The sequence below is a fragment of the Larkinella harenae genome (assembly GCF_054780515.1).
The window spans coordinates 21,986-41,617 of record NZ_BAAGWE010000007.1 but is presented as its reverse complement, the minus strand read 5'-3'; the positions used below and the strand labels follow the sequence as shown (position 1 = coordinate 41,617).

General features: G+C 46.9%; 14 protein-coding genes. 7 read left to right on the top strand and 7 right to left on the bottom strand.

Annotation, left to right across the window (positions count from 1 at the left end; all coding sequences use genetic code 11):
• Nucleotides 1-116: 116 nt before the first annotated feature.
• Nucleotides 117-743: a MarR family winged helix-turn-helix transcriptional regulator gene (locus ACYVH9_RS25400; protein WP_460639235.1), complete on the top strand. Its 627-nt coding sequence runs from the start codon at nt 117-119 to the stop codon at nt 741-743.
• Nucleotides 744-806: 63 nt separating this feature from the next.
• Here the strand turns inward: ACYVH9_RS25400 and ACYVH9_RS25395 are convergent, their stop codons facing one another.
• Entirely contained in the window at nt 807-2,261 is a 1,455-nt protein-coding gene (locus ACYVH9_RS25395; RefSeq protein ID WP_460639234.1) for a S41 family peptidase, read from the bottom strand.
• Between the two features lie 608 nt (nt 2,262-2,869).
• Here ACYVH9_RS25395 and ACYVH9_RS25390 point away from each other — a divergent pair.
• Both ACYVH9_RS25390 and ACYVH9_RS25385 read left to right on the top strand, forming a co-directional pair.
• Nucleotides 2,870-3,343, top strand: a complete 474-nt coding sequence (locus tag ACYVH9_RS25390; protein WP_460639233.1) for a Dps family protein — start codon at nt 2,870-2,872, stop codon at nt 3,341-3,343.
• 364 nt (nt 3,344-3,707) lie between these two features.
• Entirely contained in the window at nt 3,708-4,568 is an 861-nt protein-coding gene (locus ACYVH9_RS25385) for an AraC family transcriptional regulator (RefSeq protein ID WP_460639232.1), read from the top strand.
• Nucleotides 4,569-4,632: 64 nt separating this feature from the next.
• Here the strand turns inward: ACYVH9_RS25385 and ACYVH9_RS25380 are convergent, their stop codons facing one another.
• A complete protein-coding gene (locus tag ACYVH9_RS25380) occupies nt 4,633-6,948 on the bottom strand; it encodes a tetratricopeptide repeat-containing sensor histidine kinase (protein WP_460639231.1) in 2,316 nt (771 codons plus the stop codon).
• 395 nt (nt 6,949-7,343) lie between these two features.
• On the bottom strand, nt 7,344-9,410 hold the full coding sequence (locus ACYVH9_RS25375) for a sigma 54-interacting transcriptional regulator (protein WP_460639230.1): 2,067 nt from the start codon (nt 9,408-9,410) through the stop codon (nt 7,344-7,346).
• 428 nt (nt 9,411-9,838) lie between these two features.
• Here ACYVH9_RS25375 and ACYVH9_RS25370 point away from each other — a divergent pair, with 428 nt between their 5' ends.
• Nucleotides 9,839-10,267 (top strand): nuclear transport factor 2 family protein, encoded by a 429-nt coding sequence (locus tag ACYVH9_RS25370; protein ID WP_460639229.1) that lies wholly within the window; start codon nt 9,839-9,841, stop codon nt 10,265-10,267.
• A 274-nt stretch (nt 10,268-10,541) separates the two neighbouring features.
• The gene (locus tag ACYVH9_RS25365) at nt 10,542-11,363 is read left to right on the top strand and encodes an alpha/beta fold hydrolase (RefSeq protein ID WP_460639228.1); all 822 of its coding nucleotides are present in this window, start codon (nt 10,542-10,544) and stop codon (nt 11,361-11,363) included.
• Nucleotides 11,364-11,435: 72 nt separating this feature from the next.
• Here the strand turns inward: ACYVH9_RS25365 and ACYVH9_RS25360 are convergent, their stop codons facing one another.
• Nucleotides 11,436-13,871: a TonB-dependent receptor gene (locus tag ACYVH9_RS25360; RefSeq protein ID WP_460639227.1), complete on the bottom strand. Its 2,436-nt coding sequence runs from the start codon at nt 13,869-13,871 to the stop codon at nt 11,436-11,438.
• Between the two features lie 245 nt (nt 13,872-14,116).
• Nucleotides 14,117-14,497, bottom strand: coding sequence for a DUF6249 domain-containing protein (locus tag ACYVH9_RS25355; RefSeq protein WP_460639226.1), 381 nt, complete (start codon nt 14,495-14,497; stop codon nt 14,117-14,119).
• Between the two features lie 122 nt (nt 14,498-14,619).
• On the opposite strand from ACYVH9_RS25355, the gene ACYVH9_RS25350 reads away from it, so the two are divergent.
• Both ACYVH9_RS25350 and ACYVH9_RS25345 read left to right on the top strand, forming a co-directional pair.
• A complete protein-coding gene (locus ACYVH9_RS25350; RefSeq protein WP_460639225.1) occupies nt 14,620-15,162 on the top strand; it encodes an RNA polymerase sigma factor in 543 nt (180 codons plus the stop codon).
• A gap of 6 nt (nt 15,163-15,168) precedes the next feature.
• On the top strand, nt 15,169-15,645 hold the full coding sequence (locus tag ACYVH9_RS25345; RefSeq protein WP_460639224.1) for a hypothetical protein: 477 nt from the start codon (nt 15,169-15,171) through the stop codon (nt 15,643-15,645).
• Between the two features lie 345 nt (nt 15,646-15,990).
• Here ACYVH9_RS25345 and ACYVH9_RS25340 read toward each other — a convergent pair whose 3' ends face one another.
• The gene (locus tag ACYVH9_RS25340) at nt 15,991-18,012 is read right to left on the bottom strand and encodes a PKD domain-containing protein (RefSeq protein WP_460639223.1); all 2,022 of its coding nucleotides are present in this window, start codon (nt 18,010-18,012) and stop codon (nt 15,991-15,993) included.
• A gap of 162 nt (nt 18,013-18,174) precedes the next feature.
• The gene (locus ACYVH9_RS25335) at nt 18,175-19,626 is read right to left on the bottom strand and encodes a SusD/RagB family nutrient-binding outer membrane lipoprotein (protein WP_460639222.1); all 1,452 of its coding nucleotides are present in this window, start codon (nt 19,624-19,626) and stop codon (nt 18,175-18,177) included.
• Nucleotides 19,627-19,632: the final 6 nt, after the last annotated feature.

Sequence of the window (19,632 nt, the reverse complement as noted above, 5' to 3'; positions counted from 1 at the left end):
TTGCCTTGGAGGTCGTTTTATGAATTGAATTAAATCCGGAGGATACTTAGCGGATTACTGGAGAAAAAACAACGAAATCGTAGTTTTGTTCGAAAACAACTACGAAATTGAAAAGTATGGATAAAAAATCAGCCGTACCGATTTTAATTGAGTGGGAGCGATTCATCGAGGAGAACCCCCAGGGTGACGTAAAGGAGTTTGCTAGCTGGCTCTTAACAAACACCGATCCATTACGAAAGACCCCTATTTGGCTGGAATCTGAGCCATTAATGAAATCAGGAATGCGCCTGTCGGAGGCTTTTCAGGAGAATGACGATTTTCTGGCGTGGTTTTTTATGGGTCGTCTGATCCGATACGTTAAATTTTATACAAAGTCCATGCTCAGCCAACACGGTTTGAGTGGGCCCGACGAATTTTTGTTTCTCTCGCTCATCAACGAGATGGATCAGCCCACGAAAAAAGAGGTATGTGTGGCAAACGCCACCGAGGTAACTACGGGTATGGATATCTTACGCCGGTTGACCAGGCAAGGGCTGATCACTGAATTTCCCGATGAGCGGGATGGTCGCTCAAAGCGACTGAGGTTAACCGAGAAAGGTCAGGAAGCGGTTCAGGAGATAGCCTTGAGCTTGGCTCGGCTTCAACCGAGTACGCTGGCTGATCTGGAACCTTCCGAGCGAAAGCACCTGCTACAGACGTTACACTATTTGAACAATTACCATTTTCAATTCTATAAGCCATAAATCATCAATCAAGCTGGGCACTATCAGCTCTGGAACATTTAATTTGGTGGGAGTATGATGTAGTTACTTTTTTACAATCCAGCTTTTAGCGGCTTCTACGGCTGGATCGATTGTTCCAGTCGAGGCTTCCTTAATTTCCTCATCGGGTACCAGGCCATTGAAATAGGTTTTCCCGGTCCGATCCTGGCCTACCCCCTCAGCCAGGAAGAGCATAGCTCCGTCGGACAACTCGTAATTAGCATTGCTGGTGGTGAAACCGGCGGAACGTTGGCCAAAGGTACGTACGTTAGGCAGACCCTGAAACGAAATAGCCGTGTTTTCACCACTGCTTCCAGTGCCAGGGCCAATGAGTACCGCCACCCGAGCTCCCGGTTGACGTAAACGATAGGGAGAGGGTACGCGCGTGCCTGTTTTTTTAACGTATGATTTACCATGACGGTAGCCCCAGGGTATCCTGCGTTTTCCGACCAAGAAATAGCCCAACGTTCCTTCCCCGGTTAATGGGCCAAGGCCGGCAATCATGGGAAACATATTCCCACCCCCATTTTGACGCAGATCTACAATCCAACCCCGTACCGTATGCGCCGAATCAAGCTTACCAATCAGCCTTTGAAGCTGACTGGCAAAAGCCATTTCACGTCCAGCGTTGATGGCCGAAAACGGTGGAATGAAAAGGTAAGCCACACCATCACCAACGTAGCCTGCCTGGGGTTGAAGGTCTCCGCGCTCGGCCGACGCGTTGGCTTTCATGGCCTGCACGGCTTGGGGCCTCATAAAAAAACTGTGATTATCCCCGTATTTTCGTAACTGATTCAGGAAGTAGTCCAGTATCGGGTAAGTTTCGGCCACGGTCTGCATGCCCTGGGCATACGTCAATAGGTCTGATTCTGTCTGGGGCCAGGGAATGGAATCTCGAACCAGAGCGTGTTTCTTCACCAGGGATATGACTTTTGCCAGGTAGGACCTGACCGGAGCCGAAGACGAACGGCCCCCGGCAGTCCCCGTTTCAAAACGCAGATCGTCGAACCACACACGACCAGCGCCATTCAGATAGGCCCCAAAAGTAAACCGATTAATTTGCGATGAGGTGGGTAATACCAAGTCAAGCGCCTGCCACTCGACTGTCGGCTGAAGCACCAGCTGTTGGTTGGAGTGCGCAAAGCCTTTGTGGGTAGCGCCCTGCCAGGAGTTCCACCACACTCCTACCCCTGCGGGATTGTCGGTTTTGATAAAACCCCGCAGGTGCACCAGCGTAGGGTTGCTTAGTTGTACTGTACAGGTCTGGCTAAATCCAGCCGTACCGGTGGGAGTTGGGACCAGGTTGGTAATAAGCAGCGAGTACCGCCCACTTTTGGCCACGGTACTGTCGATAGTAACGGTGAAGCCCACATTTTGATCCACACTCCAGCTCTGTGGCAGAAAACGGTTGGTGTCCTGGGGCACCTCAAATCCGGCATTTTGAATACTTTGCCCCAAGGCCAGGGTACTGAACAGCAGCAGAGGTAGGAGCAGCTTCATTTAGGTAGAAGGTTAAACTGTCAAATCAGACGAATGATACGTAAAAGGCCTGATTGCACCTGTATAGTACTTAGGCAACGGTAAGCATTTGTCAAACAAGTAATTACAAATTTTCTCTTTAATTGATGTCCTTTTTTCCAGCGCTAAAACTAGCCAAAGGCAGTTGCAAGGTACCTGGAAGCATAGCATTGCGCTCCGTAGCGCCAACCGTGTATGCAATAGTAAACCCTCGAATAACGTGGTCAGTCAGAGAAAAAAATGTATCCTCCGGGCGGTTAGCATGTGTTCCGGAAAACAACCGAAAAAGAGCAAAACCATAGCGCCTAACCAATGCATGGAGTAACTCCGTGTACCTGCTACCCCTAGAGGGGCCATCGCGGCTCAACAACTAGTGTTCAGAACACTTTGCCTTTCTTTTTATCCCCATTTATTACTGAAATACAATCTGTTTGTACCGCTGTCTGCGACTCCTTTGCCATAGATTTGTCTCAACGAAATACCTTCCAACGTTCTAGAACTAGCTCAGCCAGTTGAAGCTACACCGGAGATTGACCGAGGGTAAATCCAATGGAATAAGATGCATTCATTTCATTTAAAAGTTATCATTTATGAAAACGTCAATCGGTATCGCTGCTGAAAAACGGGAAGTAGTGGCGCATCAATTAGCCAAGTTACTGGCTGATGAGTTCGTCCTTTATACCAAAACATTGAACGCGCACTGGAATCTGGAAGGCATTGACTTTCATTCGGTTCACCTTTTTTTCGAAGACCTCTATACGCAGTCGGCCCAGATTGTCGATGAGGTAGCCGAGCGCATCCGGCAATTGGGGCACTATGCACCTGCCACGTTGAAAAATTTTCTCCAACTTACTCACCTAACGGAACAGGACGAGGATGGCAACAACAGCCGCAGTTTGATTAAAAAACTGCTTAGTGACCATGAAAGTATAATTGCTTTCATCCGGAGTAATATCAATGAGTTTGCCGAGGCCCACCGAGATGCTGGCACGAGTGATTACATTACCGGCTTAATGGAAAAACACGAAAAAATTGCCTGGATGTTGCGAGCACACCTTAATTAGATAGGTAAATCCAGCGCATTAGAACAAAATAACCGACCTTATCCATACAATGCCTAATGGTATATAAGCTAAATACGCTTGAATAAAATCAGATTGGTAACGATTTCACCAGTACACTTTCAGAAGCACCTCTTGCGCTAACCTATCCCAACGCTTAACTAACTCCAAAATTTAGCTCCAGATTTATTGGATTCTCCAATAAATCTGGAGCTAAACCCCAAAACTAGAAACGCATAAAAACTTGATCTTCAAGCTTTTACCCAAGACACTTATCTAGACAAGGCTTGTTTTAAAGCTGGCATTTTATTGGCAAAGTAGTTTCTAGCGGTTGATAGTCATTCCTTCAGCTAGAACACTTTCCAATATGAAACGCAGCCTCCTCCATGAACTTCTGACGGTTCAACTCCTTGAAACAAGCCAATGGCCTTACCCAATTCACAACCATAATCATTTCGAATTAATCCTGATTCGAGAAGGCAGTGGGCGGCATATTATCAATGGCAATCAATTCACTTACCAAACCGGGGATGTGTTCTTTTTGGGGCCCTCAGACAGTCATTATTTTGTGGTTGACAAGCGGTCTTGTTTTTGCACGCTCTCTTTCACAGAGCTGTATTTTAACGGATTAATGAAACCTGGAACAGACAGTTGGCAACAAATTAAGGAACGAGCGCATGGGGAAAGTAAGCCACTCGTGGGTAGCATTATAACAAACTCCATAGAGCAAAGAAATATAAACACCCTTGTCGAGATGGTTTTAACGGAACAAAACAATTTCCGGCAACTGGATGCTAACCAAATTGTGGAGACCCTGATGAAAACGATTTTGAGTCTGGTTGATCGTCAACTCACACAACATCAAGGGCTGAGTTTACCGAACGCTGGTGCCTCTTCGCTCATGCAACGAATTGGCGTGTACATCTGCCAGCATATCACCATGCCCGACCGTTTGCGGATGGAGAAAATGGCCGATGTATTTAATTATTCACAAAGTCACCTATGCGCTTTATTTAAACAGCAGGCAGGTGAATCCATCAACCAGTACATCATCCGGTATAAGCTACAGCTCGTTGAAGCCCGGTTACGGCTGAGTACAATGAGTATCTCACAGATAGCGGATGAATTTAGATTTACGGATATATGCCACCTGAACAAGCTCTTCAAACGGTATTACCAAACCACCCCCACTGAATACCGACGACGCTTCACGTCCTTAACCGTGTAAAAAAACCGATCTATATCCACCGTTTAATAGGCTTCTTACCAATTAACTAACTTATGAGGTGGTATTACGGCTCACCAACTGAGTCGGCCTCCTTATTACCTGAGACACCAACTTTTTCTACAGAAAATGTCAGGCTGATCTGTACCCCCTCCAACTGGTTGATTTGCAATTGCCCACCAAGTTGTTTACTAAGTCCCCGGATCAGGCTCATGCCCAACGTGTGACTCCGGTCTGGGTTTAAATCAGGGGGAAAACCCACACCATTATCGCCGATGCTAAGTCGGTACGTTTGGTTACCTATGCTTTCTAACTCAACGTAAATGCTACCTTTCTGATCGGGAGAAAAGGCGTATTTTAGCGAATTGGTAATGACCTCGTTGAGAATAAGACCCAGTGGAACCGCTAAAATAACGTCCAGGTTTATGGGTGCCAGCGCCATTCGTTTGCTGACGGAATGCTGCCGATCAAATGTAACCAGTAGATAATCAACAATTTCATCAATGTACTCATCCATTGAAATCATTGATAACCGGTCCGATTGGTAGAGTTTTTGATGAATCATGGCCATTACCTGAACCCGGCTTTGGCTCTCCCGAATGGCTGAAAGAGCCGCCTTGTCCTTTAAAAAAATGCTCTGCGAACGCAGTAAGCTGCTGATTATTTGCAGGTTATTTTTCACCCGGTGGTGGATTTCCTTAAGCATCCACTCTTTTTCTTCTAACAACCCCTCTTTCTCTACGAGCAGGTTGTCTTTTTCATGCAGTAGCCCTTCTTTCTCGTCCAGAATATGTTGCAGGTCTTCGTTTTTTTGATGGATTTCAAGTTGTTTAGTTTCCAGGAGTTTGTTACTGCGCTGTTGTAACCGGTATTGCTTGTAGCTCACACCCAGCAAACTTGTCAGTAATACGGCACCGACAATCATGGCATTTCGGGCAGTGTTGGCCCGTTTGAGTGCCGATTGCTGAAGCTCACTTTGTTTGGTGAGCAGCGCAATATTCTGCTCCTTTGCACGCGTATCATATTGAATCTGCAATTGGGAAATCTGTTTACTTTTCGCTTCGTTAAAAAGAGAGTCGTTGAAGGTCTTGTACAGCTGAAGATGATGGATTGCCGATAGATAATTGCCCTGCGCAGAATCCACCTTGAATAGCATAAAATGAATATCGCGTAGCGCCGACAAAGCTGTCTTTTGGGGAAGAATAGTCAACGCTTTTGTTAGGTAGTACCCTGCTTCCTTGTATTTCTGATGCTTGACGTAAAACGCCCCCATATCCTGACGGATTTGCAGTGACTGTTCAAAATCAAGGTTATTTTTTTCGTAGCGTTGAAGCGCTTCCCGATAATAGTGCTCAGCCAGCGCGTAATTTTGTAGTGCATCGTAGCAATAAGCAAAATTCTGGGCTACGCAGGCTTTTTGAATAAGCGTATTCGTTGGAATTTCCGAAACGAGATGTTTCAGAAACAGAAGCGCTTCCTGGTTTTTTTGCTGGGCAATCAGGTCTTTGGCTAGTACACCGGCAGTGTTATACAGGGCGAAATTAGGCAGGCGCTCCTGACGCCAGGCTACAAGCGATTTTTTGAACCATTCAATGCTTTTTGGGTGATTACCAGCCGCTTCATAAACTTGCGCCAGATCGCCGTAAAAAGCTGCCGCCGAAGCCGTGTCAGCCGTTTTTTTCATGCTTTCCAGGCATAATAGCGAGTACCTTAGTCCATCATTTAAATTTCCTTTTAACCGCCCAATAATTGACAATAAATTGTACGTATAGTGGAGTTTGGGATACCGCATTACTTTATACCGACGCAACACGTTCAACAACTCCGACTCGGCCTCCACCAGCTTACCTTCGTATAAATGGGTAACGGCAATTTCCTTCAGGGCATGGACTTCTTCCACCGGTTTGTGCAGTTCGCGGTACATAGCGGCCACCCGCCGGAAGGTTGTCAGGACACTGGTGGAGTCGGGGGCAAAATTACGCAGCCAGAGGCCAAGACGGTACCGCGCGATGGCTTCACCTTCTTTGTCGCCCGACTGCTGGCAATCTGCAATCAATGTAGCAAATCTCGATCGTCCATTGACCGTGTTACCACCTTCCAGATCAGCCACAATCAGCAAACTTTCTGTCTCGTGCTGCCGGGTAATCAAACGCAGCGAAGTGCTCAGCTCTTTTGCCTCCGTAAGATACATCCGGCTACTGTCCAGATCACGCTTGGACTCGCCAGGTTTGTAAATATGAAACTTGCCCAACTCCAGTAAAATAAAAATCTTTTTATCGTCGGGCCTACTGGTTTGCAGGTCTTCGAGTAGGCGGTTCACCTGCTGCCGGTTTATGTTTTGCGCGCCAGCCATCTGAACAGACAACCACAAAACTAATAGCATACTGATTTCTTGATAACCGAAAGACCTCAGCCACTTCTTCAACAGTTTATGAAAATCACCCATACCAAATGCATGCTTTATATTGCATAGTAGGCAGTAGTATTTAGAGAAATAAAGGCCATTCCGTTCTAAATCGCGACCAATTAGTAATGGCTGAACAGGCAATTAGGATAAAGTATAGTTTGCGAAGGTTTGCGTAACCTATCCGTACTGGAAAAAATCCTGAAGGCCAGTGTTTAAAGGGTATATATCAATTTGCCTGGCGATCAACGTATCGGCATTGCCCTATTTCTACTCACGCGACTTTACACGGTTTACCTTCGCTCCGTACCTTTTAATATCCCCCATCAATATTTTGGTGCTGGTGCCCCTTGTCAACCACTACAGCTTTTGCCTCAACGAGGATCGGTTGAAGGAGCTGGCGGTTGAACGGCAAGCATTTTTCGAATACCCAGTTTTTCCATTCGATACTCAAGCGTTGTTGGTTTTAAGTTCAATAATTCTGCCGCCCCGCCACTTCCACGAATACGGCCATTGGTTTGTTTCAGAATCGCCAGAATGTAGTTCCGCTCCGTCTCTTGCTGAATCTGTTTTACATCCTGCAAATCCCTGGGTGACGAAATATCGGGTTGGGCATTTTCTCTAAAACTGCTATCTGATGGAAGAATTGAGTGCCGGTTGATGGAGAACAGGTTGTTGATTAGCGGGCGACCCAACGTGAGCGGGGACTGACCATCGTTGATGATCACAGCCTGTTCGATGACGTTCTCTAATTCACGGATGTTTCCTGGCCAGCTGTAATGGATTAGCTCATTGAGGGCCTTTTCGCTCATTCCTCGAAAGGGTTTACCAAGCTTACGGGCAGCCCGTTGGGCAAAAAATTGGGCCAGAAGCGGTATATCCTCCGGCCGTTCTCGTAATGCCGGCAATGTAATGGGAAACATGGCCAGGCGAAAATACAAATCCATTCGAAAACGCCCTTCGGTGACTTCTTTTTCAAGATGTCGATTCGTTGCGGCAATAATCCGAACATCGGTTTTGATAAGGTTTTTACCACCGACTCGTTCAATCTCTTTCTCTTGCAGTACGCGTAAGAGTTTCGCCTGTAATTCGAGGGGCAACTCTCCGATTTCATCCAGGAAGATCGTGCCGCCATGCGCTACTTCAAATTTACCAATCCGCTTATCGAAGGCACCCGTGAAAGCTCCTTTCTCATGACCAAAGAGTTCGGATTCAATAAGGGTTGCTGGTAGCGTCGCACAGTTAATTTTTACCAAAATTTTGTTTTTCCGGGCTGACAAATTATGAAGTGCCCGGGCAATAAGTTCTTTTCCAGTACCACTTTCGCCCAGTATGAGAACGGTCGTATCGGTATTTGCTACCTGCGTAACCTGGTCAAAAACCCGTAGCAGGCGTTGACTCCGGCCAATGATCTCTTCAAAATTGGCCAACGTTTTCACCTCCTCCTGAAGGTAAGTATTCTCTCGTTGTAACTGCTCACTCAACCGGGCAACTTCCTCAAACGCCAGGGCCCGCTCCAGCATTAATATCAGAGGTTGTTCCAGCCGTTCCAGTAGAGTAAGATGCCGGGAGAGGTACGCGTCGGGCCGGCGACTCAAAAAATTCAGGTAGAATGTATCCATTGACCCTACATTCAGTGGCATCAGTAAGGCCGATTCGAGCCGAAACGTTTTGGCCAGAATCCCCCCCAAGGGATTGGATTTACAATAGCTAGTGAAGGTATCCGCATTGTAACGTGTAGGACCATCTGGTCCATTGCCCCATTCAACGAGGAGAGGTAGATCGACGGGCGTTTTGGTCATTTGCCGGATATCAGCCAGGCTAATGGTTTGGTACTCTTCAAAACCAACGCGGTAATAATTAAACCACTGGACTACGTCTTTCTTTCGGTATTGAATGGATAAAAAATCGAACGGAACCTGGGTCTGAAGAATTGTTGCGGCATTCAGCAGCTTTTGCTCCCAACTCTCCGCAGCCGACAGGGCATCTGTCAGCGCAATCTGAAGGGATTTCTCTTCCCGGAGTTTCACCTCTATACTGTGCGCTTGTCGATATCGACTGATTTCCAGGACAGTTAGAATATCTTTTTCCCGAAACGGTTTAACAATATAGCCAAGGGGCTGAGTGGCTTTTACGGCATCCAGCACACGCTTGTTGTCGTTGGCCGATATGTAAATAAAAGGAATGTTGAGTTCTTCCAGTTGCCGGGCCAGATCAATACCGTTTTCCCTTCCCTTCAGGTAAATATCGAGCAATACAATATCAGGCTTATCGTGCTCAATAAGTGCTAAGGCTTCCTTCACGGAGTCGGCAACACCAATAACCGTATAGCCTGCCCCATTCAGTATAAGTTGCAGATCATTGGCGATAATGTATTCATCCTCAACGATTAAAATTTTGCAGTCTGAGTTCGAAGAAAGAGCGTTCAATACGGGTTGCATTGTCCTGACTTGAGATTAACAATAGCATACGCAGGCCATCTTTTCAGCTGTTTACAAGAATTATTCCATTCCTACTGAATTCCCACTTGGTAACAGACAAGCTTCTGTCCATGATTAGAAGCCCAAAATACCTCTAAATTGCTCACTTATCGAATAGAAGGACTATTATACCTTTACCCTACATCACGTATACTCCTTGGTCCCCTGCCTTTGCCTACGGAAAATTAAGACAATTCCAGTTTTTTTGGAGAACTCCAAATTAATAAAAACAACCAAGTAATCTGCAAACAGGTACCAAAGCCTATCAGGAATTGATAGCGAAGCATTTAATCTGATGAATTGAATTAACCTGCGAAAAGCTATTTGGCTCGACGGCTGGCACTCACCTTGATTGGAATAATAGCAAGGCTATTTCCTTTCCTAATTTTATGGCTAACCCAAAGCAAACCATTGAAGCTATTTATGGTGTTTTTTCGGACAACAACATCAGCCGGCTATTGCCCATGCTGGATGAGAACATGGTGCTTTATCATTCTTCATACGAATCTACAAGTATTGAATTCCACGGAATAAGCGGTTTTCTATCCATCATGTCAGGGCTTTATACCATCTGTGAAAACCTTTCGGTGAATTCGCTCGTCTATTTCAGGCCGGACAACGACGAGTTGCAGGGTTCCATCATAACAACGGGTTATTTTGAGGGTATACTTACCATCGATAAAAAGCCTGCGGTTTTGCCGTTTATGCATTTTTGGCAAGTAAAAGCTGAACGAGTTACTGAATTAAGAGCTTTTTGCTGGGACTCTGCCGAATTACAACATCGACTGGGGCCTGATTTTCGTGCTCGAACTGGCTGATCGTTCCGCAACCAATTGACCCCAATAAGTCGAGATAATGGCATGTCCAAGGCTTTAATCCTGTCTTTTTACTGGAAAAACAGCGGTTTGTACCGGTTTCATCTGCCCTTCGCCAAGTAGGTTTGTATCGACTGATACAGAGATGTTTAAACAAGTCAACTCATTGAGTATATGCGCTGGCAACTTCCGTTGAACTCATTCATGAGTAGAAGGATAATGGCTCTGCTAACGACGAATATTTATCTATCATTTCTCCACCTTTAATTCCAAAAACATGAGCAAGATCAAAGTAAGTGACGGTACCGAGATTTATTATAAAGATTGGGGAACTGGTCAACCCCTTGTTTTTCATCATGGTTGGCCTTTATCCAGCGACGACTGGGATGCGCAACTACAGTTTTTCGTGAGTAAAGGGTTTCGTGTTATCGCCCATGATCGCCGAGGGCATGGCCGGTCATCACAGACTTCCGAGGGTCACAACATGGATACCTATGTTGCCGATGTGGCCGAGCTCATGGAATTTCTTGACATAAAAGACTCGATTCACATTGGTCACTCAACGGGGGGGGGCGAAGTGATTCGTTACGTAGCCAGACATGGACAGGGACGGGTAAGTAAAGCCGTGCTGATCAGTGCCGTAACACCACTGATGGTACAAACCGAAACGAATCCAGACGGAATTCCAATGTCAGTATTCGATGAAATACGGGAAGGCACGGCTACCCATCGCCCCCAATATTTTCAGGATTTCACGCTTCCTTTTTATGGCTTTAATCGGGAAGGAGCCAAGGTATCACAAGGCATCCGGGACAATTGGTGGCGTCAAGGCATGATGGGGAGCATAAAAGCCCATCATGATGGCATCAAGGCATTTTCGGAAACGGATTTTACGGATGATCTAAAGAGTGTGGATGTGCCTGTTCTGGTTTTGCATGGCGAAGACGACCAGATTGTTCCTTTCGCTTTGACCGCAGTGAAAGCGGTGAAATTATTGAAAAATGGGAAACTGATTTCATATCCGGGCTTTCCACATGGAATGCCCACAACTGAAGCGGCTACCATTAACGCCGATCTGCTGGCTTTTATTCATTCGTAAGCTAAGCTTACTAGTCTTTCGTCCAGAGAAAAACAGCCAGGAACTAGTTCCTGGCTGCTCTAAAACCGCAAATTACCCCCCGTTTTGAACGTCGTCATTACGGATGCCTCTTTTATTCTTCTTGATCGCTTCTTTCAGCTTTCCAAATTTATAATTGAGGCTGATGTTGAAGGAACGGAAATAATCTCTTCGGATATCGAGCTGGTTAAAATTGGGACCAAAGGTTTCACGGCGCGCGTTTCTGAATTTGGTAAACGGATTGTTGAAAGCTGCCGAAAGCGATAATTTGTCGTTAAACACATCTTTGCTCAGACTAAACGAAGAGCTAACCATTGAATTGGTGGTACCCTGAATGTTGATATTCGGGCCAACCATCGTCAGGTTCCCATTCACCCGCCAGCCGGAAGTCAGCTTGTAGCCGGTTGCTATATTGGCCTGGTACATCAGCCCCTGGTTAGAAACCGCCTGGCCATTCACCACACCGGAAACTCTACCATGCGCTGCCCGTGAGTTCAAACTTAAATTCCATTTTTTGGTCAGGGGATAATTTAAATTTAGCATCAGCATAAATAACCGCGCCCGTCCCGTATTACCAAAGGTTGCCCTGGTAATATTGGTCTGTGGATCAAAAACGGCAACCGGCATGATCATGTCCCGAAAATTGGTATACCCCAATCCGACGTTCACAGAACCTTTTTTCGACTTGTTAAAGCCGAGCTGAAAATCGTGAACAAAGGCGGGGCGTAACGCCGGATTTCCAGTACGCTCAAAATTGGGGTTTGATCGGTCAACAAACGGATTGAGTTGGTAAATACCCGGCCGCTGAATACGCTGGGTGTAGCCAAAATTGAAACCGGCATTGTTTTTCAATTTGCGATTGATAGCCAGCGATGGAATTACATTGAAATAGTTCTGATCGACTTTGGAATCCGTGGAGATGAAATCCGCCTTTACAACCGTCTGCTCGATCCTGGCCCCCGCTTTCACCCCCCACTTCTTGAATGTATACTGGTACGTATTGTAAGCCCCGAAGACGTTCTGCGTATTGGTAAAACGATTGCTTCTGGTCAGATCCGGATCGAAGGTGTTCGTTTCTGGATCAAACGATTCAAATCGAAAATCGCTCCGGTTATCCCGCAAGATGACTTTCAGTCCCGCTTCAATGTTGATTTTTTTGACTGGATACACATAATCCACCTGGGCTGTTTGCTCCGAGAATTGCTGATCATTGAATTGACGGTAATCGGGTAGCGCAAAATTGATCTGTTCGGTAAAATCTACATATCCTTTTTGGTCATTGTTGTAGCCAAAATACCGGTAAGAGAACGTCAGAAGCCGGTTTTTGTCTACGCTGGAACCTCGCTGGTAATTGAAAGCTGCATCCATCCCCCGGCCATTGTCCCGACTCCTGTTATCGACTCGGTATTGTTCCCAAGGTTCAGCGTTGGCAGTGAGCCGGGAATTTTGAAATGCAAACCCGTTGCCCTTGCTGCCATTGATATTGAACTGCGCACTAAGCAGATTGAGTGTGTCAATTTCATAGCTGATTTCGTACCCCAAATAACCACTGTAATTGCCTGATCGGGTGCTACCGTTTTGGGTAAGACTGGCCGGGTTGGGGCCACTGGCTACGCGCTCAGACCATGTTCGGATATCCGGTGTTCGATACTGGTTTCCTCCAGTCATGACGGTCATTCCAAGTTTACCGAATTTGGCCGAAACCGTGCCGCCTACACCAGGTCCCCCTACCGGAAAACGCTCACTGACGTTGATGGTACCGTTGTAGCCATTATCGATTGTTTTGTGGGTAATAATGTTGATAATGCCCGCCAGCCCCTCCGCATCATATTTTGCGGGTGGCGTAGTGATCACTTCAATCCGCTCAATGGACGAAGCAGGCATACTCCGAAGTACATCGCGGTAATTTCGTTCCATCATGCTTGACGGTTTGCCGTTAATCAGGATTCTAAAGTCCGAATTCCCTTTGAGGTAAAGATTATTATCGGCGTCTAAAGACAGCAGCGGCACTTTCCGCATCATTTCCAGGGCGTTAAAAACTTTATTTTCAGGATCGGCCTGCATGTCGTAGGTAATTCGATCCACTTCCTGTTTCACAATCGGTTTGATCGCTGTCACCTTGATTTCCTTTAACCCAACCACCGCCGGAGCCATTTCGATTCGACCGAGGTCAACTGCGAATTTGGCCGTATCCGACAAATCTACCCGAATCGTTTTCTGCTTGTAACCGACGCCCACCGCGACAAGCATGTACGTACCTGGTTTTAACCGATCAAGTACAAACGATCCATCCGTTTTGGTAAAATCCACCTTGACGGCAGCCTGCTGCTCCGTGAGCAAATTGATCGTAATGTAATCCATCACTTTTTTGTCGACCGAATCGACAACAATGCCCGTGACCCTGCCCAGTATTGGCGATTGAGCCAAAGACTGTACGCAAAGGAGGCCAAAAACCAGCATGGCAACCGGAGTAATGAGTAGAGATTTCATCATCATTTATAGAGTTGACCGATAAAAAAAGGCATAAGAATCCTGTTAAGAGATCGCGTCTCTTTTAAAAAATATCCTTGATATAGAACCTGTTACGGAGTTACACTTGCATAGAGCAGCCGTATGATTGAAGAAACTAAGGTATAATAAGGTACTTTGCGATGCAAGGTACTATAACAAAATAAGCTCCCTTTTTGATGAGCGGTTATCTATCTGGACGGATGGAGGGGAAACAAAATGATAAATCAGTCTGCGGTGTTCTCTTTTTCTTTCTGCAGCTTTCGTTCCATGATAAAGTTTAAAATCAAACTTAAACCACCCATCAGAAAAATCATGGACCAATACCCTACTCCTTCATTAAAACCGTACTGGTGCACCAGTATATTTCCAAGCAAAATACCCGCACCTATTCCCATCAAAAGCATCCCAAATTTGAGCGTGGAATAGGAACTAGGCTCTTTACCCGTTAGAATCGAAGCGGGGATATTTCGTTCGATCATGGCCATACGTTCCCGGTGCCGTGTCATGGCCAGAACATAAACAACTCCGAAAACACCAGCAACAATTCCGATAATGACCAGCGCCTTGTCCATTTCAACGTCGTTTAATGATTTATTTTTGCCCATGAGACAACGACGATGGCACTCCGGTTACAGTATTTTCAAAAAAAATAATTCAAAATAAAAACTCACAAACTTGTAACCAGACCAGGCGATATGCAGTCTCACCGGCGAAGTAACTAATAGCCATGCAAAGTTTGGAAGATCAGGTCTATATTGATCGGGTAAAAAGCGGTGACCTGACTGCCTATGCGTTTTTGGTGGACAAATACAAAAACATGGCCTACACCATCGCTCTCCGGATACTTACTGATCCGTATGAGGCTGAGGACCTGGCCCAGGAAAGTTTTGTAAAAGCGTATCTGCAAATCAGCAGTTTTCAAAACAAATCCAAATTTTCAACCTGGCTCTACACCATTGTTTACCGCTCGGCTGTTTCTAAATTGAAAATCAGCCATCGAAAATTTCTAGCGCTGGATGAACAGTTTTTGGAAAACGAGACGGCAACGTTGCCGACCGATCCACTGATCACGTCCGAACGGGAACAATATGTCAAAGAGGCCATAAAAAAGTTGCCCAAACTTGAATCACTCGTGATTACCTTGTTTTACTTTGAGGAAAATTCCGTTGAAGAAATTGAGGCCATCACGGGCCTTTCCAAATCGAACATTAAGGTAAAACTTTTTAGGGCCCGGAAAACGCTGGAGAAAGAATTGCACTTCTTATTGTGAAAGCATATGGCAAAGCAGGAAAGCAAAGAAGAGACTTTACGACAGTTACTCATTCAGGCAGGTGTGGAAAGTGCGGGTGTTGAGTTCACATCCCAGGTTATAAAGGCGATACAGGCCGAAGAAACGGCTCACGAAACCGTTAAAAATTTAGTAGGCAATCACCTGTTGGAAACAACTTCGCCTGGTTTCGAGGCAGGCGTATTTGCAAAAATTCAACCCGCAAAACCTGCAAAACCGATCCTGCCCAACGCATTTTGGTACGGGCTCGCTGCCTTCGTTACCCTGTGTCTTTTAATCGGCTTGCAATCGACAGCCAGCCCGATGCCATTGCTCACTCAGCTTCTTAACCTGATCCCGCTACCCAGTGCCAGCACACAACGTATTCTAAAAATTCTTGCTTTCGCAGTGATGAGTTTTTCAAGCCTCTTACTCCTGGATCATTTCCTGCGACAAAAGCATTTGACCCTACCTCGACAAGCTTGAGATGGTCTGTAAGAATTGAGTGTTGGACTATCAATGGAAATCGGCACCGTCCACGCCCTTGTCAATTTTCTGTGAGCGTTTCTCGTTTCCGTCCACCTGCCGGAAGAATGATGCGGAACGGTGATCAACAGCGTCCCGAAGAAGGTAAAAAAGAAACCTGCCTGTTCGGACACAGAGCCTTTACAGACAGGTTTACGCTAATGGAGTTCGCGGGTTCTGATTACCATGTCAGATGCGGCCGTGACCACAGATGAGCACCGTAGGGAGAGTACGTATCTTCTTGTTAGGGTAAAAAAAGCATCCAGCCGTTGAACGTAGTGCGGCCTTTAAAAAGAGCCAACCGATTCAGTTATCCACTTTCCTGAAAATAATTGCGTCAACAAGAACCTGGCCAACGGACCCTTCGCTTAGTATGTCGATATAGCCATCCATACCCTCCCAGAAACTGAATTTTCCAATGAAGAGCGATTCGGTTGGTTTCACCCAAATTTCTTCGTCTCCCTTTCTGGAATGAACCTTCACTTTAAATCTCGGAACGGGATTTAGACCATTGTCGACAGGGTACTTTTTAGAACCCAGCGTTGCTCTCCGTTGGGGGTCAAAAGGTGTTTCTTCCGCGAAAAATAACTCGTATGTACCCGCTGCCAGGTCAGGCCGAAATCGAACAAACTCCCCTGGTGTGGCCCGGCCGCCATTGGTAAGATACCCCCCCCCGAAGCCTTTTTCTGTCCATCTTTTGAATTGGGGAGCAACCCAGAAGTAGGGAGTGCTGTAAAACCGGTTCTCACGCACGTCCGCATTATCAACGATCTCCTGATTAAGATTTCGGGTTTCGCTGTGGGCCGGTGGGTAAGTCGGGATGGCTAGCTCAACTCTAAAAGATTGAACGGTATTGTAGCCGCCCTTCCCCTCAACCCGTACATGAGCGGTGTAGACCCCGGAACGCAATCCACTCGCATCAACCGAGGCCTTTATCTTCTGGTCATTGCCCTGCCCTTCCAGGTGCAGGCGAAGCCACCCTTGTCCATGAACATAGTTAATTTTAGGAGCGCTCAGTTTTCCGAGCACACCCTTTCCGGTATTGACCAGCGTAACGGTTTTCGGATTGGGCTGCGGCCTGCTGTTCCGGGCCAGAAAGTGCAGGGTATTGGGAATAAGCTTTCGGTCGGGAGCGTACACATCCATGACGTGGGCCGGTCGAATCCGGAATGACGGTTCCTCCTGGCACGCCAATGCGAAAGAAGGAGCTTGCTGACTGACCCCGCCAATCGTGATATGCTGCGTAAAGCTGCTTCGAACAACGCCGTCATCGACCAGGAGCGTGACCGGATAAACTCCCGGATTCCCGAAAACATGCTTAGGATTCTTTTCATTGGAAACACCTCCATCACCAAATGTCCAGTAATAGGACAAAGCCCGGCCAGCATGCTGATTGATGTTCCGTGACTTTTCCCCAAAAAACGACAGTTGCTCCCCTGTTTTTCCTGGGCGAAGTGGGCTGATGATCGCCTTGGTTTCACCGGCCCGGTGCCGGTTATCTTCAAACGTCTGCCACAATAGAATCCAAGGGTCAAGCAAGATATCCGCAGCATTGTCGCCCGTTTTTACCCGAAAAACAAAATGGGAATGGGCGTGACTACCGATATGGACCCCCGACCCATCGGCGTAGTGGACACCCGGCCCGATGGGCGTATGTTCCGGTATCCGGAGATTTAACAAATGGTGATTCTGGATGCTCCATGTATCGCCATTGTCCCAGGTATGGACTCCTCTCCACCGGTTGTTGTTATCTCCCTTTTCTAAACTATTGGTAAAATAATGGTCATCGATCGGGAAGGGCGTAAAGTGCGGAGTACCTGGCCGATTATTTACATCCAGGCCACCGTGCAGTTCAAATCCGTTGTACGCCCCCATCCAGCAGTCATCGGCGTTGTAGCTATCCGAAATCCGCAGGTAGTTTTCAGTACTGGGGTACATTGGGTAGAGGGTTGATGGGCATATCCGTGTCGTCATATCGGTCACGGCAAACCGGGCCTGCTTTTTAGGAACGGATTCACTACTCTTTCCACCGTGTTCGTCCTTGATAATCTGCCCGATGGTATTCACTCCGTCAAACCAAATACGCATACCATTTATTACATACGGCTCATAAAAGCTTTCCTGTGACCCTACATAGCGCTCCATTGTCATCAACTGGCCGTCGATCAACACCTGGCAGGTAAAATGGTAGAGGGTAGCCCCTCCGGGCTGATCTTCTTTGAGTTTACCCAAATTGGTTATGATAACCGCTGACGAGACATCCTTCAAGATCAGTGTCCGCGTTTCGCCATTTTGAAGTCTGAACTTCAACGTGTCCTCCTTGTTCATCTCGAGGGGTGTAAGCGTAGCCTTGGCCTTCCGATAGATGGTTTCTCCCCGAGCAGATGCCCCGAAAAACAGAAAAAAAACAAGGGCTGAACAAAACACGCTCAACGGCGGGATAAAAGGGTATGGTCTAGTAGGCTTCATCGTTAAATCGTTATCCTCTTCCTATTTGTTGACTTGGGTAGGCTCGAAAAGGCCCGGCAGGGGATTCGGCGCGTTAGCATTCGAATTGATTTCGTTTTGCCCATAAAAAAACCGTTCCGGTAGCCGGTTGCCGGTTGCTGGAGTAAGCTTTATGCCAATGCCCTCTTTCCGGGTTCTTCTGACGTCATTAAAGCCAACCAGCTGGCAAAAAAAAGTAACGTAGCGCTCTTCCAGTATTTCTTCCAGAAGCGCCCTTGTTTTGTCCAGTTGGCCTGGATTAGCCATGCCGCCCGGCGCGAAATCAGATTCGGTGTAAGCCGTGTAGTTGAACGCATATTTTGCCCGGTAGCTAGGGTCGATGTACCCTCCCGAGTTCATATACCCCCGAAAGCTGTTCAGGTGCCTAAGCGACAAAGCGAAATCGGATTTACGGGCCGCGGCTTCCGCCAGAATCAGCAGATTTTCTTCGTAGGTCACCATCGAAGAAGAGGCATTCATCGCGATAATTCCGTTGAAGGCATCCCCACGGGCTACGGACAGGTAATTGGGTTCGATCTCCCCCGTAATACCCCGGGTTCCCAGATTGACAAAGTAAAAATTGAAGCGTGCCGTTTCATCGGTTTTAGCATTCCCCCGGTAGCTTTTCGCGGTCGGATCAAGAATTGTTGTCAGATAGGCATTCCGGGAATTTACGTCGCCGGCCCGATCTTCCACGTTATGGGCATAATACCGGTTGCGGGTACCAGCAGTTGCCGTATGAGGAGTGAGCAACGATCCTGACGGATTAGCGATTCCTTTTGTGGCTTCATCATACGCTTTCTCATATTCCCTGGTCTCCATATACAGCCTCGCTTTCAGCGTGTGGGCAACAGCAATCCATTTCACCGGGTCACCATTGAAGAAAATATCGGATTTGTTGGTCACTGCACCTTTTCCCGATTCGAGCGCCACAATCCCCTCATCCAGCAGTTTTTGAACACCAGCATAGACATTGGGCTGCGGGTCGAAAACAGGGTTGGGAAACTGTTGCGGATTGCCAAACTGGGAAAATGGAATATCGCCATAAAGCGCTGCGGCACTCCCCATGACATACGCTTGCACCACGCGGGAAATACCGATGCCCCGCTGGTTGTCGACCTCGGCGTATTTGCTGATCGCTTTTTCCAGCTGAATGTAAGTTTGGTTGTAGATAAAGGTCCAGGCATCTTCGGTTTCCACCGCCGTATACTGGTAATTCTGGTAGTTCAGATATTGCCTCTGTATGCCAGTCATATAGCCAGACCACATGTTGGCAATGATGGCGATCCTGGACCCGTTGAAGTTAACTGAGGCCACCTGCGCGCCGGTAAGCATCATGTCCGCCGGAGCATCCGTGACATTATTCGGATCAACGTTCATGTCCTTTACAAAATTGGAGCAAGAAGTTGCAAAGACAAGAACCGTTGGTATGATAAAATGGAGTAGTCTTTTCATGAGAAT